This window comes from Erwinia endophytica, from assembly GCF_009295515.1.
GTDB classification, from domain to species: Bacteria; Pseudomonadota; Gammaproteobacteria; order Enterobacterales; family Enterobacteriaceae; genus Erwinia; species Erwinia endophytica.
This window is the reverse complement of sequence record NZ_RQVV01000011.1, coordinates 209458-230315: the sequence shown is the minus strand read 5'-3', so window position 1 is coordinate 230315 and position 20858 is coordinate 209458. Positions and strand designations below refer to the sequence as shown.

General features: G+C 50.6%; 14 protein-coding genes and 2 pseudogenes. 6 read left to right on the top strand and 10 right to left on the bottom strand.

What is annotated here, in order from left to right; all coding sequences use genetic code 11:
• Positions 1-51: 51 nt before the first annotated feature.
• The 3 genes from cmk to serC all read right to left on the bottom strand — a co-directional run bounded on the left by cmk (position 52) and on the right by serC (position 3408).
• Complete coding sequence (gene cmk / locus EH228_RS03420) at positions 52-738, bottom strand: (d)CMP kinase (RefSeq protein ID WP_152320286.1); 687 nt, start codon at positions 736-738, stop codon at positions 52-54.
• Positions 739-954: 216 nt separating this feature from the next.
• Complete coding sequence (aroA, locus tag EH228_RS03415; RefSeq protein ID WP_152320285.1) at positions 955-2241, bottom strand: 3-phosphoshikimate 1-carboxyvinyltransferase; 1287 nt, start codon at positions 2239-2241, stop codon at positions 955-957.
• A gap of 81 nt (positions 2242-2322) precedes the next feature.
• Positions 2323-3408: a 3-phosphoserine/phosphohydroxythreonine transaminase gene (gene serC, locus EH228_RS03410; protein ID WP_152320284.1), complete on the bottom strand. Its 1086-nt coding sequence runs from the start codon at positions 3406-3408 to the stop codon at positions 2323-2325.
• 309 nt (positions 3409-3717) lie between these two features.
• Here serC and ycaO point away from each other — a divergent pair, with 309 nt between their 5' ends.
• The 4 genes from ycaO to pflA all read left to right on the top strand — a co-directional run bounded on the left by ycaO (position 3718) and on the right by pflA (position 10079).
• Complete coding sequence (ycaO, locus tag EH228_RS03405; protein ID WP_152320283.1) at positions 3718-5475, top strand: 30S ribosomal protein S12 methylthiotransferase accessory factor YcaO; 1758 nt, start codon at positions 3718-3720, stop codon at positions 5473-5475.
• Between the two features lie 381 nt (positions 5476-5856).
• The gene (gene focA, locus EH228_RS03400; RefSeq protein ID WP_152320282.1) at positions 5857-6714 is read left to right on the top strand and encodes a formate transporter FocA; all 858 of its coding nucleotides are present in this window, start codon (positions 5857-5859) and stop codon (positions 6712-6714) included.
• 82 nt (positions 6715-6796) lie between these two features.
• Positions 6797-9079, top strand: coding sequence for a formate C-acetyltransferase (gene pflB / locus EH228_RS03395; RefSeq protein ID WP_152320281.1), 2283 nt, complete (start codon positions 6797-6799; stop codon positions 9077-9079).
• Positions 9080-9338: 259 nt separating this feature from the next.
• Positions 9339-10079 (top strand): pyruvate formate lyase 1-activating protein, encoded by a 741-nt coding sequence (gene pflA / locus EH228_RS03390; protein WP_152320280.1) that lies wholly within the window; start codon positions 9339-9341, stop codon positions 10077-10079.
• Positions 10080-10187: 108 nt separating this feature from the next.
• Here pflA and EH228_RS03385 read toward each other — a convergent pair whose 3' ends face one another.
• The 7 genes and pseudogenes from EH228_RS03385 to lrp all read right to left on the bottom strand — a co-directional run bounded on the left by EH228_RS03385 (position 10188) and on the right by lrp (position 19258).
• Entirely contained in the window at positions 10188-11339 is a 1152-nt protein-coding gene (locus tag EH228_RS03385) for an MFS transporter (RefSeq protein ID WP_152320279.1), read from the bottom strand.
• 360 nt (positions 11340-11699) lie between these two features.
• The gene (gene serS / locus EH228_RS03380; protein ID WP_152320278.1) at positions 11700-12992 is read right to left on the bottom strand and encodes a serine--tRNA ligase; all 1293 of its coding nucleotides are present in this window, start codon (positions 12990-12992) and stop codon (positions 11700-11702) included.
• 94 nt (positions 12993-13086) lie between these two features.
• Positions 13087-14430: a replication-associated recombination protein A gene (locus EH228_RS03375; protein WP_152320277.1), complete on the bottom strand. Its 1344-nt coding sequence runs from the start codon at positions 14428-14430 to the stop codon at positions 13087-13089.
• 7 nt (positions 14431-14437) lie between these two features.
• On the bottom strand, positions 14438-15049 hold the full coding sequence (lolA, locus tag EH228_RS03370) for an outer membrane lipoprotein periplasmic chaperone LolA (RefSeq protein ID WP_152320276.1): 612 nt from the start codon (positions 15047-15049) through the stop codon (positions 14438-14440).
• A 205-nt stretch (positions 15050-15254) separates the two neighbouring features.
• Positions 15255-16811, bottom strand: a pseudogene (gene ftsK / locus EH228_RS20775) (DNA translocase FtsK); the annotation flags it as partial.
• A 195-nt stretch (positions 16812-17006) separates the two neighbouring features.
• Positions 17007-18644: pseudogene (locus tag EH228_RS20770) on the bottom strand (DNA translocase FtsK 4TM domain-containing protein); the annotation flags it as partial.
• Between the two features lie 119 nt (positions 18645-18763).
• On the bottom strand, positions 18764-19258 hold the full coding sequence (gene lrp, locus EH228_RS03360; protein WP_006118610.1) for a leucine-responsive transcriptional regulator Lrp: 495 nt from the start codon (positions 19256-19258) through the stop codon (positions 18764-18766).
• A 99-nt stretch (positions 19259-19357) separates the two neighbouring features.
• Between lrp and EH228_RS03355 the strand changes: the two genes are divergently transcribed.
• Positions 19358-19582, top strand: coding sequence for a hypothetical protein (locus EH228_RS03355; RefSeq protein ID WP_152320274.1), 225 nt, complete (start codon positions 19358-19360; stop codon positions 19580-19582).
• Positions 19583-19788: 206 nt separating this feature from the next.
• Positions 19789-20757: a thioredoxin-disulfide reductase gene (trxB, locus tag EH228_RS03350; RefSeq protein ID WP_152320273.1), complete on the top strand. Its 969-nt coding sequence runs from the start codon at positions 19789-19791 to the stop codon at positions 20755-20757.
• The last annotated feature ends 101 nt before the right edge of the window (positions 20758-20858 follow it).

Sequence of the window (20858 nt, the reverse complement as noted above, 5' to 3'; positions counted from 1 at the left end):
GTTGTTTCACATACCCCATGACATCCATATCAGAGGGTTAAAAATCAGTTACTACGGCAGCAAGGACAGCTTTTCACGCGCATAATTAAGAGAAGTTTTAATAACTTGCTCAATTGACATACTGGTTGAATCCAGCACCAGCGCATCACTTGCCGGTATCAGCGGCGCGATAGCGCGATTACGATCGCGATCATCACGTTCTTTTATCTCAGATAAAAGGCGCTCAAAGTTAACACTAAAGCCTTTCTCCTGCAACTGTAGCATACGACGGCGAGCACGCTCTTCTGAACTGGCATCAAGAAAGATTTTTACTGGCGCATCAGGGAAAACCACCGTCCCCATATCTCGTCCATCCGCAATCAGGCCCGGCATATCACGGAAGGCTCGCTGACGGCGCAACAGCGCTTCGCGAACACGAGGAAATGCAGCAACTTTTGACGCGGTGTTGCTCACATCTTGCGTACGGATTTCAGCCGATACGTTTTCGCCTTCAAGGATCACCTGCATCTCACCATTGGTGGAAACAAAGCGTACGTCCAGATGAGCGGCGATAGGTACCAGAGCCTCTTCCGAGGTAATATCCACCTGGTGGTGCAAAGCAGCCAGCGCCAATACGCGATAAATCGCGCCTGAATCCAACAGATGCCATTGCAACGCCTCTGCCAGTGCTTTACACAAGGTCCCTTTACCAGCACCGCTGGGGCCATCAATGGTGATCACTGGAGCTAAAGCCGTCATGTCGTTCTCCTGTCGGTAGGATGTCTGTTTAACCTGCTCAGACAAATATCGACGCGTATTATACGCTGCAACAGCCCTGATCGTTACCCCTTAAACATAGACATACTCAAAATTAATCAACCCATTCGGGTGGGGTTCAACGCAAATTCCGCTGGCGAATGTGTGAGCCAGTTCACAATCCGCTGCAGGTTATGCAGCGGTTTTGCAGAATCATGATCATGCCGACTGGCTGAGACGAGCAAACTGCTCAAAGTAGTCTGGGAAGGTTTTAGCAGTACACTTGGGGTCAAGAATAGTCACCGGGGTAGAAGATAACGCCACCAGCGAAAAACACATCGCCATGCGGTGATCATTATAGGTACCAATCTCCGCAAACTGAATAGTTTCCGGTGGCGTAATGCAAATGTAATCATGCCCCTCTTCCACTTTAGCCCCCACTTTACGCAACTCAGTCGCCATGGCAGCCAGACGGTCGGTTTCTTTTACACGCCAGTTATAAATATTACGCATTACCGTCGTACCTTTAGCAAACAACGCCGTCGTGGCGATCGTCATTGCCGCATCCGGAATATGATTCATATCCAGGTCGATAGCCTTCAGTTCACCGCGGGTGCAGGCAATATAGTCGTCACCCCATTCAACGCTCGCGCCCATTTTCTCCAGTACGTCGGCAAAGCGGATATCGCCCTGCATGCTGTTGCGACCAATACCGGTAACTTTGATCGTACCGCCTTTGATTGCCGCTGCGGCCAAAAAGTAAGAAGCAGAGGATGCGTCGCCTTCAACCAAATATGCACCCGGAGAAACATACTGTTGATTACCCGCGACATGGAAAATGGCGTAGCCTTCGTTTTTAACCGTCACGCCAAAAGTTTTCATCAGATTAAGGGTGATATCAATATAAGGTTTGGAAACCAGTTCCCCCTTAATGATAATTTTTGTGTCGTTCGGGGCCAGCGGAGCAGTCATCAGCAACGCCGTCAGGAACTGGCTTGATACACTGCCATCGACAGAAACCTCTCCTCCAACGAAACCGCCCTGGAGATGCAATGGTGGATAATCCTGTTGTTCAAGATAATCCACTTGCGCTCCTCCCTGACGAAGCGCATCAACCAAATGGCCAATGGGACGTTCTTTCATCCTTGGTTCACCGGTCAACACAATGTCGTTTTTCCCCAGGCAAAGCGCGGCAGCAAGAGGACGCATCGCCGTTCCAGCGTTACCTAAAAACAGTTCCAGAGGTTTGTCCGCATGCAGAGCGCCCCCCTTACCGGTCACTTCACACACCGTACGATTGTCCGACAAAGTATAACTGACCCCCAATGCATGCAATGCATTGAGCATATGACGCACGTCATCACTATCCAGCAAATTAGTCAGACGCGTGGTGCCTTTAGCCAGCGCAGCCAGCAACAAAGCGCGATTCGAAACGCTTTTGGAACCGGGTAAGTTAACAGTGCCATTCACCAGTGAAACAGGTTGTAACGTCAGGGATTCCTGCATGTGAAACTTATTCTCCAAATAAAATGCAATGAAACCCCGCAGCTTCGCGAGGTTTCAGATATTTCAGTCGATAATTCACGCTTAACCGTGACGTCGCTCGAAATCGATCATAAAGTCGGTCAACGCCTTCACACCTTCCAGAGGCATCGCATTGTAGATAGATGCACGCATCCCCCCGACAACGCGATGACCTTTCAGCGCATGCAGACCCGCAGCAAATGACTCCTCAAGGAACACCTTATCCAGGGCGGAATCCGCCAGCTGGAAAGGAACATTCATCCGCGAACGATTGCTGATAACCACATCGTTGCGATAGAAACCACTCTTGTCGATCACACCATACAACAGATCAGCTTTTGCCTGATTGCGTTTATCCAGCTCAGCCACGCCACCCTGTTCTTTCAACCATTTAAACACCAACCCGGAAAGATACCACGCAAAGGTAGGCGGCGTATTGAACATGGAATCGTTTTCACTCAGCACCTGGTAATCCAGGATGGAAGGCAATTCTTGCTTCGCTTTACCCAGCAAATCTTCACGCACGACGACCAGTGTGAGGCCAGCCGGACCGATATTTTTCTGGGCTCCAGCATAAATCACCCCATAGCGACTCACATCAATCGGGTACGACAGGATGGTTGATGACATATCGGCCACCACCACTTTATCACCAAAATCCGGCTCTTCATTAATGGCAATACCGTCGATAGTTTCATTAGGACAATAGTGCACATAAGCCGCATTATCAGACAGTGCCCAGCGACTCATTGGGGTTATCGCCCGCAGGCCGTCAACCGTGGTTTTTGCATCAATGACGTTTGGCGTACAGTATTTCAGCGCTTCTTTTACGGCACTGTGCGCCCAGTAACCGCCATCGACATAATCTGCCGTAGTCTGGTTGCCCAGCAGGTTCAGCGGAATCGCAGCAAACTGCGCACGAGCGCCGCCATGACAGAATAAAACGTTATAATTGGAAGGGATTTTTAGCAGATCACGAAAATCTTTTTCCGCCTCTTCAGCAACCTGAATGAACGCCTTACTGCGGTGGCTGATTTCCATCACAGATGTCCCTAACCCCTGCCAGTTACAGAGTTCCTGTTCGGCACGACGCAGTACTTCCACCGGCAGCATCGCTGGACCGGCGCTAAAATTGAAAACCTGGCTCATTTCCCCTCACCACTTTCAGATCAATCGATTTCGACTCTATGTTATCGGTTTTATCATTGCCCTTAACGAGCTGCAATGATTAATCCGGTCAGCCGACCAGTTCTTCACTCAGCCACGCAATAGTTTGTAGGGATAAATGCAACAAAGACGATGTTTTGTGAGGCGTTACAGCAATAAAAAAATACCGCCTCGCATCAGGCTGAAAAACGGCCAGAATAGCACCAATGAAATTCTCCTGCCGGATAGCGAATCGGCCAGAAACCCCGTATCATGGCGCACTTTCGGCACAACCCAAAACAAGTGGGCTTTATGACGCAAACTTATATTCCAGGCAAAGATGCCGCGCTGGAAGATTCCATCGCACGCTTTCAGCAAAAATTACAGGATCTGGGCTTCAATATTGAAGAAGCGTCCTGGCTTAATCCGGTTCCTCACGTTTGGTCCGTTCATATTCGCGATCGTGACTGCCCACTGTGCTTCACTAACGGTAAAGGCGCCAGTAAGAAAGCCGCGCTGGCTTCCGCGTTAGGTGAATACTTCGAGCGCCTGTCTACCAACTACTTCTTTGCCGATTTTTGGCTGGGAAAATCCATTGCTGACAGTGAATTCGTTCACTATCCCAATGAAAAATGGTTCCCACTGCCAGAGGACAACGCTCTGCCGCAGGGCATCCTCGACTCGCGCCTGCGCGCGTTTTATGACCCCGAACAGGAACTGAACGCCAGCGACCTGATCGATCTGCAATCAGGTAACCGCGATCGGGGGATCTGCGCCTTGCCATTTACTCGTCAGTCAGATCAACACACCGTTTATATTCCGGTGAATATCATTGGCAACCTGTACGTGTCTAATGGCATGTCCGCCGGTAACACGGCCAGTGAAGCTCGTGTACAGGGTCTGTCCGAGGTCTTTGAGCGCTACATTAAAAACCGTATCATCGCCGAGTCCATCAGCCTGCCAGCCATCCCTGATAACGTACTCAACCGTTACCCCGGCGTGGTAGAAGCCATCGCCAGACTGGAAGCTGAAGGATTCCCTATCTTCACTTATGACGCATCGCTGGGCGGCAAGTATCCGGTCATTTGCGTGGTCCTGTTCAACCCTGACAATGGTACCTGTTTTGCCTCTTTTGGCGCTCACCCTGACTTTGGCGTGGCACTGGAACGTACCGTGACCGAACTGCTGCAGGGTCGTAGCCTGAAAGATCTGGATGTGTTTACGCCCCCCACTTTTGATGATGAAGAAGTGGCTGAGCATGCTAACCTGGAAACACACTTTATCGATTCCAGCGGGCTGATCTCCTGGGATATGTTTAAAGACGAAGCGGACTATCCATTTACTGACTGGAGTTTCGCCGGCACCACCGAAGAAGAATTCGCCACACTGATGGCCATTTTCAATGCCGAAGGCCAGGAAGTCTATGTCGCTGATTATCAGCATCTGGATGTTTACGCTTGCCGGATCATCGTGCCTGGCATGTCTGATATCTATCCGGCGGAAGATTTACTGCTGGCTAATAACAATATGGGAGCCGAACTGCGTGACGTCCTCCTTGCATTGCCTGAAAGTCAGTGGGAAAAAGCAGACTATCTGGCATTGATTGAGCGCCTGGATGAAGAAGGCCTTGATGACTTCACCCGTGTTCGTGAACTACTGGGCCTGGCGACCGGTAAAGATAACGGCTGGTACACCTTGCGCATCGGGGAACTGAAAGCGATGCTGGCCCTGGCCGGTGGCGACCTTGACCAGGCACTGGTGTGGACCGAATGGACCATGGAATTCAATGCTTCCATTTTTACTCCAGCCCGCGCCAACTACTACCGCTGCCTGCAAACTTTGTTGCTGCTGAGCATGGAAGACGAACGAGATCCACTGCAATATTACCACGCCTTCGTACGTATGTACGGTCAGGAAACTGTTGTCGCCGCATCGGCTGCCATCAGCGGTGAAGCGCCATTCAACGGACTGCAGAGCGTGGATGGCGATTTACTGGCATTCCCGGCTCATCAATCCCTGCTGGCCGCTTATGAAAAACTCCAGCAGGCTAAACGCCGCTACTGGAAATAAATGCTGATCTGGCGGTTTGTGTGAGATAATGCACACCGCCAGCTATTTTAGATCCAGCGAAAAAAATAAAAGTGACAAATAGTTTCAGTAAAGGTTAATAAAAGGTGAGTTAAATATTTTTAAAAACCAAACAATTAACAAGCAGGACATATTTTTTCTGTTTGCCATCAGTTTTACTTAATGTGCTGTATGTTCCCTTCAACTTTTATTTAGTATATTAAAAAAAATTTAGTCTTTATATATCAGCTGGTTAAATCAATAAACCACAGTAAAAACAGTGTATTAAGCAACGATATGCTGGCGCAATATGATCCACATCAATTTCCCCTCTATACTCCTTTGTTAGTATTTCAGCGTTGATTAATTTTGGGAGTAGTTAGTGTGAAAACTGGCAACCCGTTCGATTTACTTTTACCGTCTGAAATGGCCAAAGTTGCCGAAGAAGCGGGTGTCTATAAAGCAATGAAGCGCCCCTTCACAACATTTTTCCTGGCCATTACTGCGGGCGTCTTTATTTCCATTGCCTTTGTTTTCTATATCACCGCCACCACCGGCACAGAGACCATCCCCTATGGCCTGGCAAAGCTGGTTGGCGGTATTTGCTTCTCACTTGGGTTGATGCTGGTCGTGGTATGTGGTGCGGATCTCTTCACCTCAACCGTACTAACCATGGTGGCAAAAGCCAGTGGCCGTATCAGTTGGGGACAACTTGGTCGCAACTGGATTAATGTTTATATCGGAAATTTTTTCGGCGCAATGTTTTTCGTTGGGCTGATCTGGTTTGCCGGACAATATATGTCGGCGAATGGTGCATGGGGATTAAATGTTCTGCAGACAGCTGACCATAAAATGCACCATACTTTCTTCGAAGCAGTCTGCCTGGGTACGCTGGCCAATCTGATGGTATGTCTGGCGGTGTGGATGAGCTATTCCGGTCGCAGCCTGACGGACAAAATGTTAGCCATGGTATTGCCAGTAGCGATGTTTGTCGCCAGCGGATTTGAACACAGCATTGCCAACATGTTTCTTATTCCAATGGCTATCGTTATCAAAGATTTTGCTTCCCCGGAATTCTGGCAGACGACGGGCGCCACTGCCGCCCACTTTTCCGAGCTGACAGTACGTAACTTTGTGATGAATAACCTTATCCCGGTCACACTTGGGAATATTATTGGTGGCGGATTATTAGTCGGTCTGACGTACTGGGTTATCTATCTGCGCGATGGCGATCATCACTGACAGCAACAATAAGATTTGGCGTCCGTCGCCTGAAATCGGGCAACGGGAACGAAAGAACTCAACGTAATTAAGGTAGGTTCAAATGAGCGAACTCAATGAAAAACAGGCTGCGGCCTGGGCAGGCTTTGCACAAGGCGAATGGCAGAACAGTGTTAATGTTCGTGACTTTATCCAGAAAAACTACACCCCTTATGAAGGTGATGAAACATTCCTGAGTGGTGCCACTGAAGCTACCACCGCGCTGTGGAACCAGGTTATGGAAGGCATCAAGCTGGAGAACCGTACCCATTCCCCTGTCGATTTTGATACTGACCTGGCCTCGACCATCACGTCTCACGATGCGGGTTACATCAATAAAAAACTGGAAACCATTGTTGGTTTGCAAACTGAAGCCCCACTGAAACGTGCGTTGATCCCATTCGGCGGGATAAAAATGGTGGAAGGCTCCTGTAAGGTCTATGGTCGCGAACTGGATCCGGGCCTGAAAAAAATCTTCACTGAATACCGTAAAACTCACAACCAGGGGGTATTTGATGTTTATACCCCAGATATTCTGCGCTGCCGTAAATCCGGTGTATTGACGGGTCTGCCAGACGCATATGGCCGTGGTCGCATCATTGGTGACTATCGTCGTGTCGCGCTGTACGGTATCGACCTGCTGATGAAAGACAAATTCGCCCAGTTCACTTCACTGCAAAGCGATCTGGAAAATGGTGTAAATCTTGAAGCCACCATTCGTCTGCGTGAAGAAATTGCCGATCAGCACCGGGCGTTGCAACAGATTAAAGAAATGGCCGCTAAATACGGCTGTGATATTTCGGGTCCGGCGACCACCGCACAGGAAGCTGTCCAGTGGACCTATTTCGGCTACCTGGCCGCAGTGAAATCCCAAAACGGTGCCGCGATGTCCTTTGGTCGCGTATCGACCTTCCTCGATATATATATCGAACGCGACCTGCAGGCGGGTAAAATCACCGAGCAGCAGGCTCAGGAATTGATTGACCACCTGGTGATGAAACTGCGTATGGTTCGTTTCCTGCGGACCCCAGAGTACGATGAACTGTTCTCAGGCGATCCCATCTGGGCCACTGAATCACTGGCTGGCATGGGACTGGACGGTCGCACTCTGGTGACCAAAACCAGCTTCCGTTTCTTGAACACTCTCTACACTATGGGACCGTCTCCGGAGCCAAACATGACCATTCTATGGTCTGAAAAGCTACCGCTGAACTTCAAGAAATTCGCCGCTAAAGTGTCCATTGATACCTCGTCTATTCAGTACGAAAATGACGATCTGATGCGTCCGGACTTCAACAATGATGACTATGCTATCGCCTGCTGCGTCAGCCCAATGGTAGTCGGTAAGCAAATGCAGTTTTTCGGCGCACGTGCCAACCTGGCGAAAACCATGCTGTATGCCATCAACGGTGGTGTAGACGAAAAACTGAAAATGCAGGTGGGTCCAAAAGAAGCGCCAATGATGGATGATGTGCTGGATTATGACAAAGTGATGGATCGCATGGATCACTTCATGGACTGGCTGGCAAAACAGTATGTCACCGCACTGAACATCATCCATTACATGCACGACAAATACAGCTACGAAGCTTCACTGATGGCGCTGCATGATCGTGACGTTTACCGTACCATGGCCTGTGGTATTGCTGGTTTATCAGTAGCAGCTGATTCCCTGTCTGCTATCAAGTATGCCAAAGTGTCCACCATTCGTGATGAAGATGGTCTGGCTATCGACTTCAAAATCGAAGGTGAATATCCGCAGTTTGGCAACAACGATGCTCGTGTGGATGATATTGCCTGTGACCTGGTTGAACGTTTCATGAAGAAAATTCAGAAACTGCAAACTTATCGCCACGCGATACCAACTCAGTCAGTACTGACTATTACATCTAACGTGGTGTATGGTAAAAAAACCGGCAATACTCCAGATGGTCGTCGTGCTGGCGCACCATTCGGACCCGGTGCCAACCCAATGCATGGTCGTGATCAAAAAGGTGCTGTCGCCTCACTGACCTCTGTAGCGAAACTGCCGTTTGCCTACGCCAAAGATGGTATCTCCTACACCTTCTCCATCGTGCCAAACGCGCTGGGTAAAGATGATAATGTGCGTAAAGCTAACCTTGCCGGCCTGATGGATGGTTATTTTCACCATGAAGCCAGCATTGAAGGGGGTCAGCATCTGAACGTTAACGTGATGAACCGTGAAATGCTGCTGGATGCGATGGACAATCCGGAGAAATATCCTCAGTTGACTATTCGTGTATCCGGTTATGCCGTTCGGTTCAACTCACTGACTAAAGAACAGCAGCAGGATGTCATTACCCGTACCTTCACGCAGACGATATAGGCCGGGCCTCCACGCTACAGAAAGAAGGTGACCCGCGAGCAAAACTCAAGTGACTGAGTATGTTCGTGTGGTTAATGCCTCTACAGCTTGAAGTATGACGGATAGATACTTTGACACATAAAAGGCTCCTTAACCGGAGCCTTTTCATAGCCTTGTTTGCCAGCTCTCTATTTTTCTCAGGTAGCTGGCAAAACAGACTTAACGCAGCTAAAGACTGCGTTCCTGCCAAAGGCGGGTTTAACGTGGAGAATTCATCGCGATGTCAATTAAAGGCCGTATCCATTCATTTGAATCCTGTGGAACCGTTGACGGTCCCGGTATCCGTTTTATTACCTTCTTCCAGGGTTGCCTGATGCGCTGCCTGTATTGTCACAACCGAGATACCTGGGATACCCACGGAGGCAAAGAAGTCACCGTCGAAGAACTGATGAAAGACGTGGTGTCTTATCGTCACTTTATGAATGCGTCCGGCGGTGGCGTCACAGCTTCCGGCGGCGAGGCAATTTTGCAGGCTGAGTTTGTACGTGACTGGTTCCGTGCCTGCCATGCCGAAGGGATCAATACCTGCCTCGATACCAACGGCTTTGTGCGTCGTTATGATCCGGTGATTGACGAACTGCTGGAAGTGACCGATTTAGTGATGCTGGATCTGAAACAGATCAACGATGATATTCATCAGATTCTGGTTGGTGTCTCCAATCATCGAACACTTGATTTTGCCCGCTATCTGGCAAAGAAAAATGTCCGCACATGGATCCGCTACGTCGTGGTTCCTGGTTACTCAGATGATGATAAGTCAGTGCATCTTTTGGGCGAATTCACCCGAGACATGGCTAACATAGAAAAAATCGAACTGCTGCCCTATCACGAACTGGGTAAACATAAGTGGGTAGCGATGGGCGAAGAATATAAGCTGAATGACGTTCACCCCCCCAAGGCCGAAACGATGGAGCGGGTCAAACATATTCTGGAAGGATATGGTCACAAAGTAATGTATTGAGTGATACGACAATAATATGCACACGATGACGTGCATGTGCCACGTCATCGCTATTGTGTTATCAGTCATGAAAATGTGGGTAACGAGTCCCTTGAATCATTTGAAGGACTATGCGTGAGCGACAGGCGTGGCATGCTGGTCGGCTTTACGTAATAGCATCATCAGGTAAACCAGCGCGACAGCGGCAATCATCACAAACAGCACCCGATCGGAATAATTCTGCATCAGCATTGAGGTCATGGCTGGGCCAATCAGGCTGCCAATGGTATAACTCAGCAGCAACGCCTGATTCATTGCTACCAGTTCATGGTGGGCAACTTTCTCACACGCCCAGGACATCGCTACCGGATACAGTGTAAAACCGGCCCCACCCAGTACAAACAACGCAGGTGCCATGACGGTATTGCTCAGCATCGCCAGTGCCCCGATAATAACAACAAAGACCTGCACCCGCAGCACCAATAAACGACCATAACGATCGGCCAGACGTCCAACCGGCCACTGACCAACGATTCCGGAGCTCACCAACAGTGCCATCCAATAGCCGACTGTCGCGTCACTCATTCCCTGATGCGAAAGATACAGCGGCATCAGGCCGTAAAGAGACCCCAACAAGATACCGGAAATAATACAACCGTGAATCCCCAGGCGTGCGCTGCGACGCCGCAACATCGGCCACATCCGTCCCGCGGCAGACTCCTCATCATGCTCGTTCGCAGTCACTTTGGTGAAAACCAGCGGCAGGATCGCAGCCAGCACCATCCCCGTGACCCACGGCAGTACGTGCAACAGTTCAGTAGAAACCTTACTAACCAGCAGTTGTCCTACAACGGTTCCGACATAATAGAAAATCATATAAGCAGCCAACAGTTGACCACGGTTATGTATGGTGCCACTACGCAACAAGGCGCTTTCCACTACTACCCAAATTAATGCACAACCAATACCAGCAATAAATCGCCATACAGACCATGCCCAAAAACCGTGTTCAAAACCCAGGGCTGCGGTAGCCACAGCAAATATTATCGAGGCGATATAGTAACTACAATTAAAAGCAAAGTGTTTGATTATCCTGCCGGCCAGTAATGTTCCAACCAGATTGCCCGTATAGTAGGAAGAACTCACTATGCCGACCTGCCAGGTCGGCAGTGAATCATGCGTGAGCCACAGCGGTACCAGGGTATTTAGCACGGCGATAGAGATCGTCAGCATCAGCAGACCACAGAGCAGCAAAATAACAGGGCGGGAGCAAATGGACATTGTCAGAAACAACCAAAACGGCGGAGGATTTTGCGCGCATAATGCCATTCGCTAATTAATTGTCAACGACCCGAAATCGGCCACCGCACAATTTGCCTGATAGCGATTTAATTTTTTTATCTACAATAGCTTAGCGGAACTGTCTTTCCGCAGAAAAGACAGATTATCTCTATGATAAATTACGATTTTATCGATATGCTTCGAAAACCCGTCGATAATTTTTATTTTTGGTCTTTTAACACGACATTGACGGAATATCTGTGTAAGTTCAGCACTGTTTTATCATTTATCGTTCGCCAGAAGCAAAAAACCTGCGGGCGAATAGCCAGCAGGTTTTTCAGCGCCATAATTACCTGAAAATCACCCGATAAACGCCAGGCCTTTCATATAAGGACGCAACACATCAGGTACCGCAATACGACCATCGGCCTGCTGGTAGTTTTCCAGAACCGCAACCAGAGTGCGGCCAACGGCCAATCCGGAACCATTCAAAGTATGAACCAGACGCGGCTTTTTCTCGGTCTTACTGCGGCAACGAGCCTGCATGCGACGAGCCTGAAAATCACCCATGTTGGAACAGGAAGAAATTTCACGGTAAGTGTTCTGTGCAGGTAACCACACTTCCAGATCGTAAGTCTTGCAGGAACCGAACCCCATATCCCCCGTGCATAACAACACTTTACGGTATGGCAGGTTTAGCAACTGCAACACTTTTTCTGCGTGACCAACCAACTCTTCCAGCGCCTGCATCGAGTCTTCCGGGCGGGTAATTTGTACCAATTCAACCTTGTCGAACTGATGCATACGGATCAGACCACGCGTGTCTCGTCCATAAGCCCCAGCTTCAGAACGAAAACAAGGAGTATGGGCAGTGAACTTCAACGGCAGTGATTCTTCTTCAAGGATTTCGTCGCGTACCATGTTAGTCAGAGGCACTTCTGACGTAGGGATCAGCGCATAGTCGCTACTGGAGGCTTCTTCTTCCAGTGGGCGGGTATGAAACAGATCTTCACTAAACTTAGGCAATTGCCCCGTGCCATACAAAGACGCGTGGTTGACCAAATATGGTACGCTGGTTTCCAGATAGCCATGCTGTTCACTGTGCAAATCCAGCATGAACTGGCTTAGCGCACGATGCATCAGGGCAATGTGTCCCTGCATCACCACAAAGCGGGAACCGGTTAGCTTAGCCCCCATGGCAAAATCCAACCCAGAGGCCATTTCACCCAGTTCAACATGATCGCGCACTGCGAAATCAAATTTACGTGGTTCTCCCCATCGGCTGACTTCCAGATTTTCACTGTCATCTTTGCCTGAAGGTACTTCGTCTACCGGGATATTCGGTATCGCTAATGCGACATTACGAATTTCATTCTGCAGTGCGTCCAGTTCCGCTTTGGCCGCATCCAGGCGTTCACCCAGCGCGTTCACTTCCTGACGTAATGGCTCAATATCTTCCCCACGCGCCTTAGCCTGCCCGATAGTTTTGGATCGGGCGTTACGTTCAGCCTGCAGGGTTTCCGTTTCAACCTGCAGAACTTTACGGCGTTCTTCCTGTGAGCGCAGCGTTTCAACGTCCAGCTTAAAGCCCCGGCGTGCCAGTTTTTCAGCGACTGCGTCTGGCTCATTACGCAGCAGATTGGGATCGAGCATGCTTGTCCTGTGAATATTTATAGAGTAATAAAGAGAAACGCATCCGACAGGCGAATGCGTTGAATTCCTTGCTAACCTTACCGCAACGTCCGTTTCAGCGATAGCGTTTTATCGGGCTATTTTGATCCAGTTCAGCAAGCCAGGCCAGCTTTTCACCAATCTTCCCTTCAAGTCCCCGTGAAGTGGGCTGATAGTAGCGTGTTTGCGCCATCGGTGATGGGAAGTAGTCCTCTCCTGCGGCATAAGCATTGGGTTCATCGTGAGCATAACGGTACCCGTCCCCCACGCCCATTTCCTGCATGAGCTTAGTGGGCGCGTTGCGCAGATGATCCGGTACGTCGTAATCCGGATTTTCACGCGCATCGCGCATCGCCGCTTTGAAAGCGGTATAAACAGCATTACTTTTCGGCGCACAGGCCAGATAGACTATCGCCTGCGCGATAGCGCGCTCACCTTCCGCAGGACCAACACGCGTGAAACAATCCCAGGCCGAAATAGCCACCTGCATCCCTCGTGGATCCGCATTACCCACATCTTCTGAAGCAATAGCCAGTAGACGACGCGCCACGTACAGGGGATCCCCTCCGGCAGTGATGATCCGTGCATACCAATATAATGCCGCATCCGGCGCTGAGCCACGCACCGATTTATGCAAGGCGGATATCAGGTCATAATAACGATCACCTTTATTATCGAACCTCGCACTGCGTTCACCTGATACCTCACTCAGCAGTTGCGCCGTCAATTCACGCTTTCCCTGGCGGTTTACTTCGGCCATATCAGCCATCATTTCCAGGGTATTCAACGCACGGCGGGCATCACCATTGACCAGTTCAGCCACCATCCGGCGGGTATTATCAGGTAACACGATGTTATCAGCGCCATAGCCTCTTTCACTGTCCTTCATTGCCTGATCCAGTACCGTCTCAATATCCTGGCTGGTCAGGGATTTCAGTAAATAAACGCGGGCGCGAGAAAGCAAAGCAGAATTTAGTTCAAAGGAGGGATTTTCCGTCGTGGCGCCAATAAAGGTAATGGTGCCATCTTCGATATGCGGCAAAAAAGCATCCTGCTGGCTTTTGTTAAAACGATGCACCTCATCAACAAACAGGATAGTACGATGCCCGGCATGACGATTTTGTCGCGCACGTTCAATCGCCTCACGGATCTCTTTGACACCCGAAGTCACGGCGGAAATACGCTCAACATCCGCCTGCGCATAGCGAGCAATGATCTCAGCCAGAGTGGTTTTACCTGTTCCTGGCGGCCCCCACAAAATCATTGAATGCAGATGCCCCGCTTCTATCGCCCGTGGCAAAGGCTTACCGGCGGCTAACAAGTGCTGCTGTCCGATATATTCTGCCAGCGAACGCGGACGCATACGCGCGGCCAGCGGCTGAAACGCATTGTGGGAGAAATCCAGAGACAGATTACTCACATTGACCTCACTGACGTTGATCGTCCACCGTCACACCTTTTGGCGGCGTAAACTGGAATTTATCGGCGCTGATCGCGCCATTCTGCTGACTTTTCAGCACATAGCGACTACGCTGACCGTCCTGCTCAACGGCACTGAACTGATTGATCGTACCGTTGGTGGAAACATTAATAGTGAACTGCTTCAGATTGCCATCAGCTGATTTAGGCGTCAGCTCAAAGCTGTCCCCCTGCTGCTTGATATTGTACTGCTGCCAGTCGCTGTGCTGGTTACGGGCTATCAGCATGAAGGGCGTGTTGCTGGTGGCGTCTTTCAGCCAGGTCGCACTGACCTGTTCAACAAACGGATTATAAAACCATAAGGTTTTACCATCGGAAATCAATATGCTTTCATCCGGCGCCGTCATATGCCAGTTAAACAGATTAGGACGTTTGACCCACAGTTCACCTTCACCATCCTGTACTGACTGACCACTGCCATCAGTCACTTTCTGCGTAAAGGTCGCATGGAAACTTTTCACTTTATCCAGACGCTGCTGCAAATCGGCAGAAGCATCGGCCAATACGCTGGCGGAAGAGAAAACCGCCAGCAGGCAGCAGGAGATCATTAATCTTTTCATCACGGCATCCTTATTGAAACTTTTAGATCCCTGCCATCAGGGAAGCTTACGTGAATAACTGTAGCCAGGCTGGAACAATAGCAACAGAAGATTAGCCTGAATGAGAGACCGGCCTGTCTGCTGGATATGGGGATTTCCCCTGAAAACTCAACGGGCCGGGTCACCCCAGCCCGCTGTAACGGTGAAATCACAGAAGGTGACGACATCACATCTCATGTGGCGGTGGAGAAAGCACCTCACGGTTACCGTTATGACCCGGTGAAGAAACAATCCCCTGCACTTCCATCTGCTCAATAATGCGCGCTGCACGGTTATAGCCAATGCGGAACTGACGCTGTACACCGGAAATGGACGCCCGACGTTTTTCAACCACGAACGCCACCGCCTGATCGAACAACGGATCCAACTCTTCATCACCATCCAGCCCCAGCCCACCACCTTCACTTTCTTCACCGGCGGTAATACTGTCGATGTACTGTGGACGCCCGCGCGCTTTCCAGTCCTGAACCACAGCATGGACTTCCTGATCGCGGACAAAGGCACCATGTACACGCACCGGCATGGAGGAGTTAGGCGGCATATACAGCATATCCCCCATCCCCAGCAACGATTCCGCCCCTCCCTGATCGAGAATAGTACGGGAATCAATCTTACTTGATACGGTGAAAGCGATACGGGTTGGAATGTTAGCCTTGATCAGGCCGGTTATCACATCCACCGATGGACGCTGAGTGGCCAGAACGAGGTGAATACCTGCCGCACGCGCTTTCTGCGCCAGTCGGGCAATCAACTCTTCAACTTTCTTACCTACCGCCATCATCAGATCGGCAAATTCATCGACCATAACCACGATATACGGCAGTTTTTCCAGTACCGGCGGCGTGGTATCCATGCTGTCGCCTGGTTTCCAGAATGGATCGGGTATTGGCCGTCCCATCGCGTCGGCCTGCTCAACCTTCTCATTGTAACCCGCCAGGTTACGCACACCCAACGCCGACATCAGCTTATAACGACGCTCCATCTCACCGACGCTCCAGCGCAACGCGTTAGCGGCATCCTTCATATCGGTGACGACTTCTGTCAGCAAGTGCGGAATACCTTCGTAAACCGACAGTTCAAGCATTTTCGGGTCGATCATGATAAAGCGCACTTCTTCTGGCGTGGCTTTATACAGCATACTGATGATCATCGCGTTCACACCAACCGACTTACCAGAACCGGTCGTCCCGGCAACCAGCAGATGCGGCATTTTCGCCAAATCAGCCACCACTGGCTGACCCGCAATGTCTTTACCCAACACCACAGCCAGCGGTGAAGGGTTGTCGCGGAATTTGTCACACTCCAGCACTTCACGCATATAAACGGTCTGGCGATGCTTGTTAGGCAGTTCCAGGCCCACATACGGTTTACCCGGGATAACCTCCACCACACGTACCGCGACAGCGGAAAGTGAACGGGCCAGATCCCGCGACAGGTTGGAAATGCGTGCCGCTTTAACACCCGGTGCCAAATCCAGCTCGAAACGAGTAATAACCGGACCCGGCGAAATCCCCACCACTTCCGCTTTAACCCGATAGTCCGCCAGACGGGCTTCCACCAGACGGGCGGTCTGCTCCAGAGCAAACATATCCACCGGTTCCGCTTCCGCAGGAGGTGCAGTCAGCAGATCTAATGTCGGCAACGGCGTGGTCGGTTTTTCCAATGGCTGCTCATGGCGCACCAGGAATGGGTGGAACAGGCTGTCAGCCATAGGTTGAGCAGGAACGTCAGACGCTGGAGGAACAATTACGGTCGGCTCCGGCTGGGCAGGAGGAGGCGTTTGCCATGCTGGCGCAGTTGGCTGCTGCGAGGAGGTCGGCTGTGGCTGATGCTGCAGCTGTTCGACCCGCGCATCAGGTTCCGGCATCGCTGATAATGTAAACAGAGGCTCGCCAGGGCCGTCGTCCACCAGATCATCCATCGGTGAAAAATCAAACGCCCCGGAGGTATCCAGGCGGAAAGTCGGACCACCATCCAGTTCCGCTTTCTGCGCGTAACGTTGACTCTGCTGCTCCGCGAATTGCCGGGCCAGTATTGCTTGCTGCAGAGCGTCTTCGTCATCTTCAGCATACGTCTCGCCGTAACGATCCCGTTGCTGAGTCATAAAGGCCTCACGCAATTTCGTCTGCTCCAGCGCGTCATCTTCATGCCCCGCGTCAGTAGACGGTGCTAATGTATTTTGCTGACGCAGTTGTTGTTCTCTTTTCGCTTTTTCTTCTGCCATACGCTGCGATGGCAGTTTGATACCGTAAGAAGCCAACTCACGCCGCGTAGGCAGCTTCACCGGATTAGGACGCGGCAATGCGGGACCAATCCCCTGCTTCACCTGGGTATTAGCCGCTTCGCTGGTGGCACTGAGACCTGACATCAATGGTGCGGCAATTGAAGCTGTCGCCGCTACTTTTGCCGCATCGGTCAGGCCTTTTGCCGCCACAATCGATGGCGAGAGCGGCTGGGTCTGAGGTGGGGAGGATAAATCAGATGGCGATGACGACACTTCACGCCAGTTGCCCATTTGCGGACCGTCATCTTCTTCGTCGACCACTGGCACTGTAGGGGGGGGCGTTTCTTCCGGAATCTCAAAACGATATAATTCAGGCGTCGCGACTGGCGGAGGCGTCACAGAAGGAGATATCTCATGAGTCGGCTGAGAAAATACCGGCGCTGAGGTCACCGCAGTATCAGAGGCTATAGCCGGTTGCGAGGCTTCAGCTATCGGTTCCACTGCACCAACAGCAGTTGTTGTGGCAACCTCGGTCTTACTCAGCAGGGGATCGCTTTCCTCTTCATCATCATCGTATTCCTCACGCTCTTTTGCTATGTGCTTCGGCGCGACCAGTAACACATCATCGTCATCATCACGATGCACGCTTTGCTTGCGCTCCGGAACCGGCAACTCTTCGTCATCATCCTCTTCTTCATGCCAACGCTGATCATCACGCGAACGATTACTGGCAAACATCAGCACACCCATCACGGCACCGCCGATTTTCTCAGCAATAGTCAGCCACGACCAGCCAGTGTATAAGGTGAGGCCAGCCGCCCAGATAAACAACAGCGCCAGGGTGCCTCCGGCTCCACTGAACCAGGGTGACATGGCACTACTTAGCAGGCTACCAATCACCCCGCCCGAGGCAAAATACCAGATATCATCGGCATTCAACGCGGCCAGCCCACAGGAAGTCACCACCAGCGCAAGAACACCAATCAGACGCAGTGCAACGGCAAAGTAGTCGATATAATCCTGAGCATGACGCTGGCGGAACGTTATCCAGCACAGGCCTAAAATAACTGGCGGAATGGCATAGGCCATCACACCAAAAATGAAAAACAGTGTATCGGCCAGCCACGCTCCCACACTCCCCCCCAAATTATGGATGGGTTCGTGCCAGGCGGTTTGCGACCAACTGGGATCGGAAGGATTGAAGCTCATCAGCGCCATCATCAGATAGACGGCGAAAAGAGCAACAATAATCAGCAACGCTTCCAGCAGCCGACGTCCACTGCTCAGCGGTTGTAACGAAACGTCTTTATCTTCTGTGTATTCCTGGCTCAAGCGCATCTCCAGGTGCCTGTAAACTTATGAAGGCAACAGCGCCGGGCAAGCCCGACGCTGAACCTGTATGAATTCACAGGAGTGTACCGAAATCTTTCAGGTTTTGCACCTGCCCTGTGTTACCGCGTTTTAATCACCAAACGGTTACTTTGTTTCACTTCTTCCATCACCACATAGGTCCGCGTATCATTCACGCCCGGCAGGCGTAATAAGGTCTCACCCAGCAGTTTACGGTAAGCTGACATATCCGGCACCCGGGTTTTTAGCAGATAATCGAAATCGCCTGAAACCAAATGACACTCTTGAGTTTCCTCAAGTTTTTGCACCGCAGCGTTAAATTGCTCAAACACATCGGGCGCACCACGATTCAGAGTAATCTCAACAAATACCAATAGCGAAGCATCCAGATAATGTGGATTCAACTGGGCGGTATAGCCAAGAATGAAGCCCTGTCGTTCAAGACGGCGAACCCGCTCAAGGCAAGGTGTCGGTGATAAACCTACGCGTTTGGAAAGCTCAACGTTCGAGATACGTCCATCCTTTTGCAGTTCATTCAGGATGTTGCGATCAATTCTATCGAGATCTTTACCGGGTCGTTTTTTATTGTCTACCATTATTATTGTCTCTCTTAATACCTTCCCTTTAACCTGCCATACCCTGGAACGTGTTCACTGTTGCAAGGGTGTTATAAGTGAAGACTGAGGCCTGCTGCGATGTTAAACGCACATCCGTATGACGTATGCTGTCTGTCCACACCATGCGTCATGACCAATGACAGGCTGGGCTTATCGGGCGAAAAAGACAAAAAACCGGAATGGAAACCTGCTTTGCACGCCGAAAAACCCTTTGCTTCCTACACTGTTTTCGCAAAAGAGCAGCCGATTGTCAAAGCAAAACAACTAAAATCAGTACAACATGCCAAATGTATCTCTGCATGACTGTTTTTTAATGGGTATTTTTATTATTTTGCACCGTAATGAGTCAATATTCGCCTCATTTTAGCGCACGTTTCTCTTACTCCAGGTTCAGCGTAAATTGGCTAAACCTTTCACAGCTATTGTTAACAAAATTGCAGAATGCTTTTTTTGCTCCGTTAAATTCCCTACAATCGGAACAGGGTTGCCAGTCAACAATTGAGGGTCTCATGAGCACCGCCAAACACAGTAAATTGCTTATCCTGGGTTCAGGCCCAGCAGGTTATACCGCCGCCATCTATGCGGCACGGGCGAATTTAAATCCGGTTCTGATTACCGGATTGGAAAAAGGCGGTCAGTTGACCACCACCACTGAAGTGGAAAACTGGCCTGGCGATCCGCACGACCTTACCGGTCCACTGCTGATGGAACGTATGCAGGAGCATGCGGAGAAATTCAACACCGAGATCATTGTCGACCACATCCACCGTGTCGATCTGCAAAACCGCCCATTTCGTCTGACGGGAGACAGCGGTGAATATACTGCCGATGCACTGATTATTGCGACCGGCGCCTCTGCCCGCTATCTGGGATTGCCGTCAGAAGAAGCGTTTAAGGGGCGCGGTGTTTCTGCCTGCGCCACCTGCGACGGCTTTTTCTATCGTAACCAAAAAGTGGCGGTGATCGGCGGGGGCAACACCGCGGTGGAAGAAGCGCTGTACCTGGCAAACATTGCTGCTGAAGTGCATCTGATTCACCGCCGTGACAGCTTCCGTGCGGAAAAAATCCTTATCGACCGGCTAATGGAAAAAGTGCGCAACGGCAATATCGTGCTGCACACTAATCAAACCCTGGATGAAGTAATGGGTGATCAGATGGGGGTTAATGCTCTGCGCCTGCGCTCGGCATTGGATGGAACCCAGACGGAAGAGCTGAACGTTGCTGGCCTGTTCGTGGCCATCGGCCATATCCCTAACACCGCCATCTTCAAAGATCAGCTTGAACTCGAGAATGGCTACATAAAAGTCCAGTCCGGTTTGCAAGGCAACGCCACCCAGACCAGCATCCCGGGCGTGTTCGCCGCAGGCGATGTCATGGATCACACCTACCGCCAGGCCATCACCTCTGCTGGCACTGGCTGTATGGCGGCACTGGATGCAGAACGTTATCTGGATGGTTTAGTTAAAAACTCACAGTAAATTGTTAAATCCTTGCATCAATATAACCAAAGGCGACCCTCACTGGTCGCCTTTTTGCGTTCTGCATTGTAACATTGCCAATAATTCCCCTGAATATACAG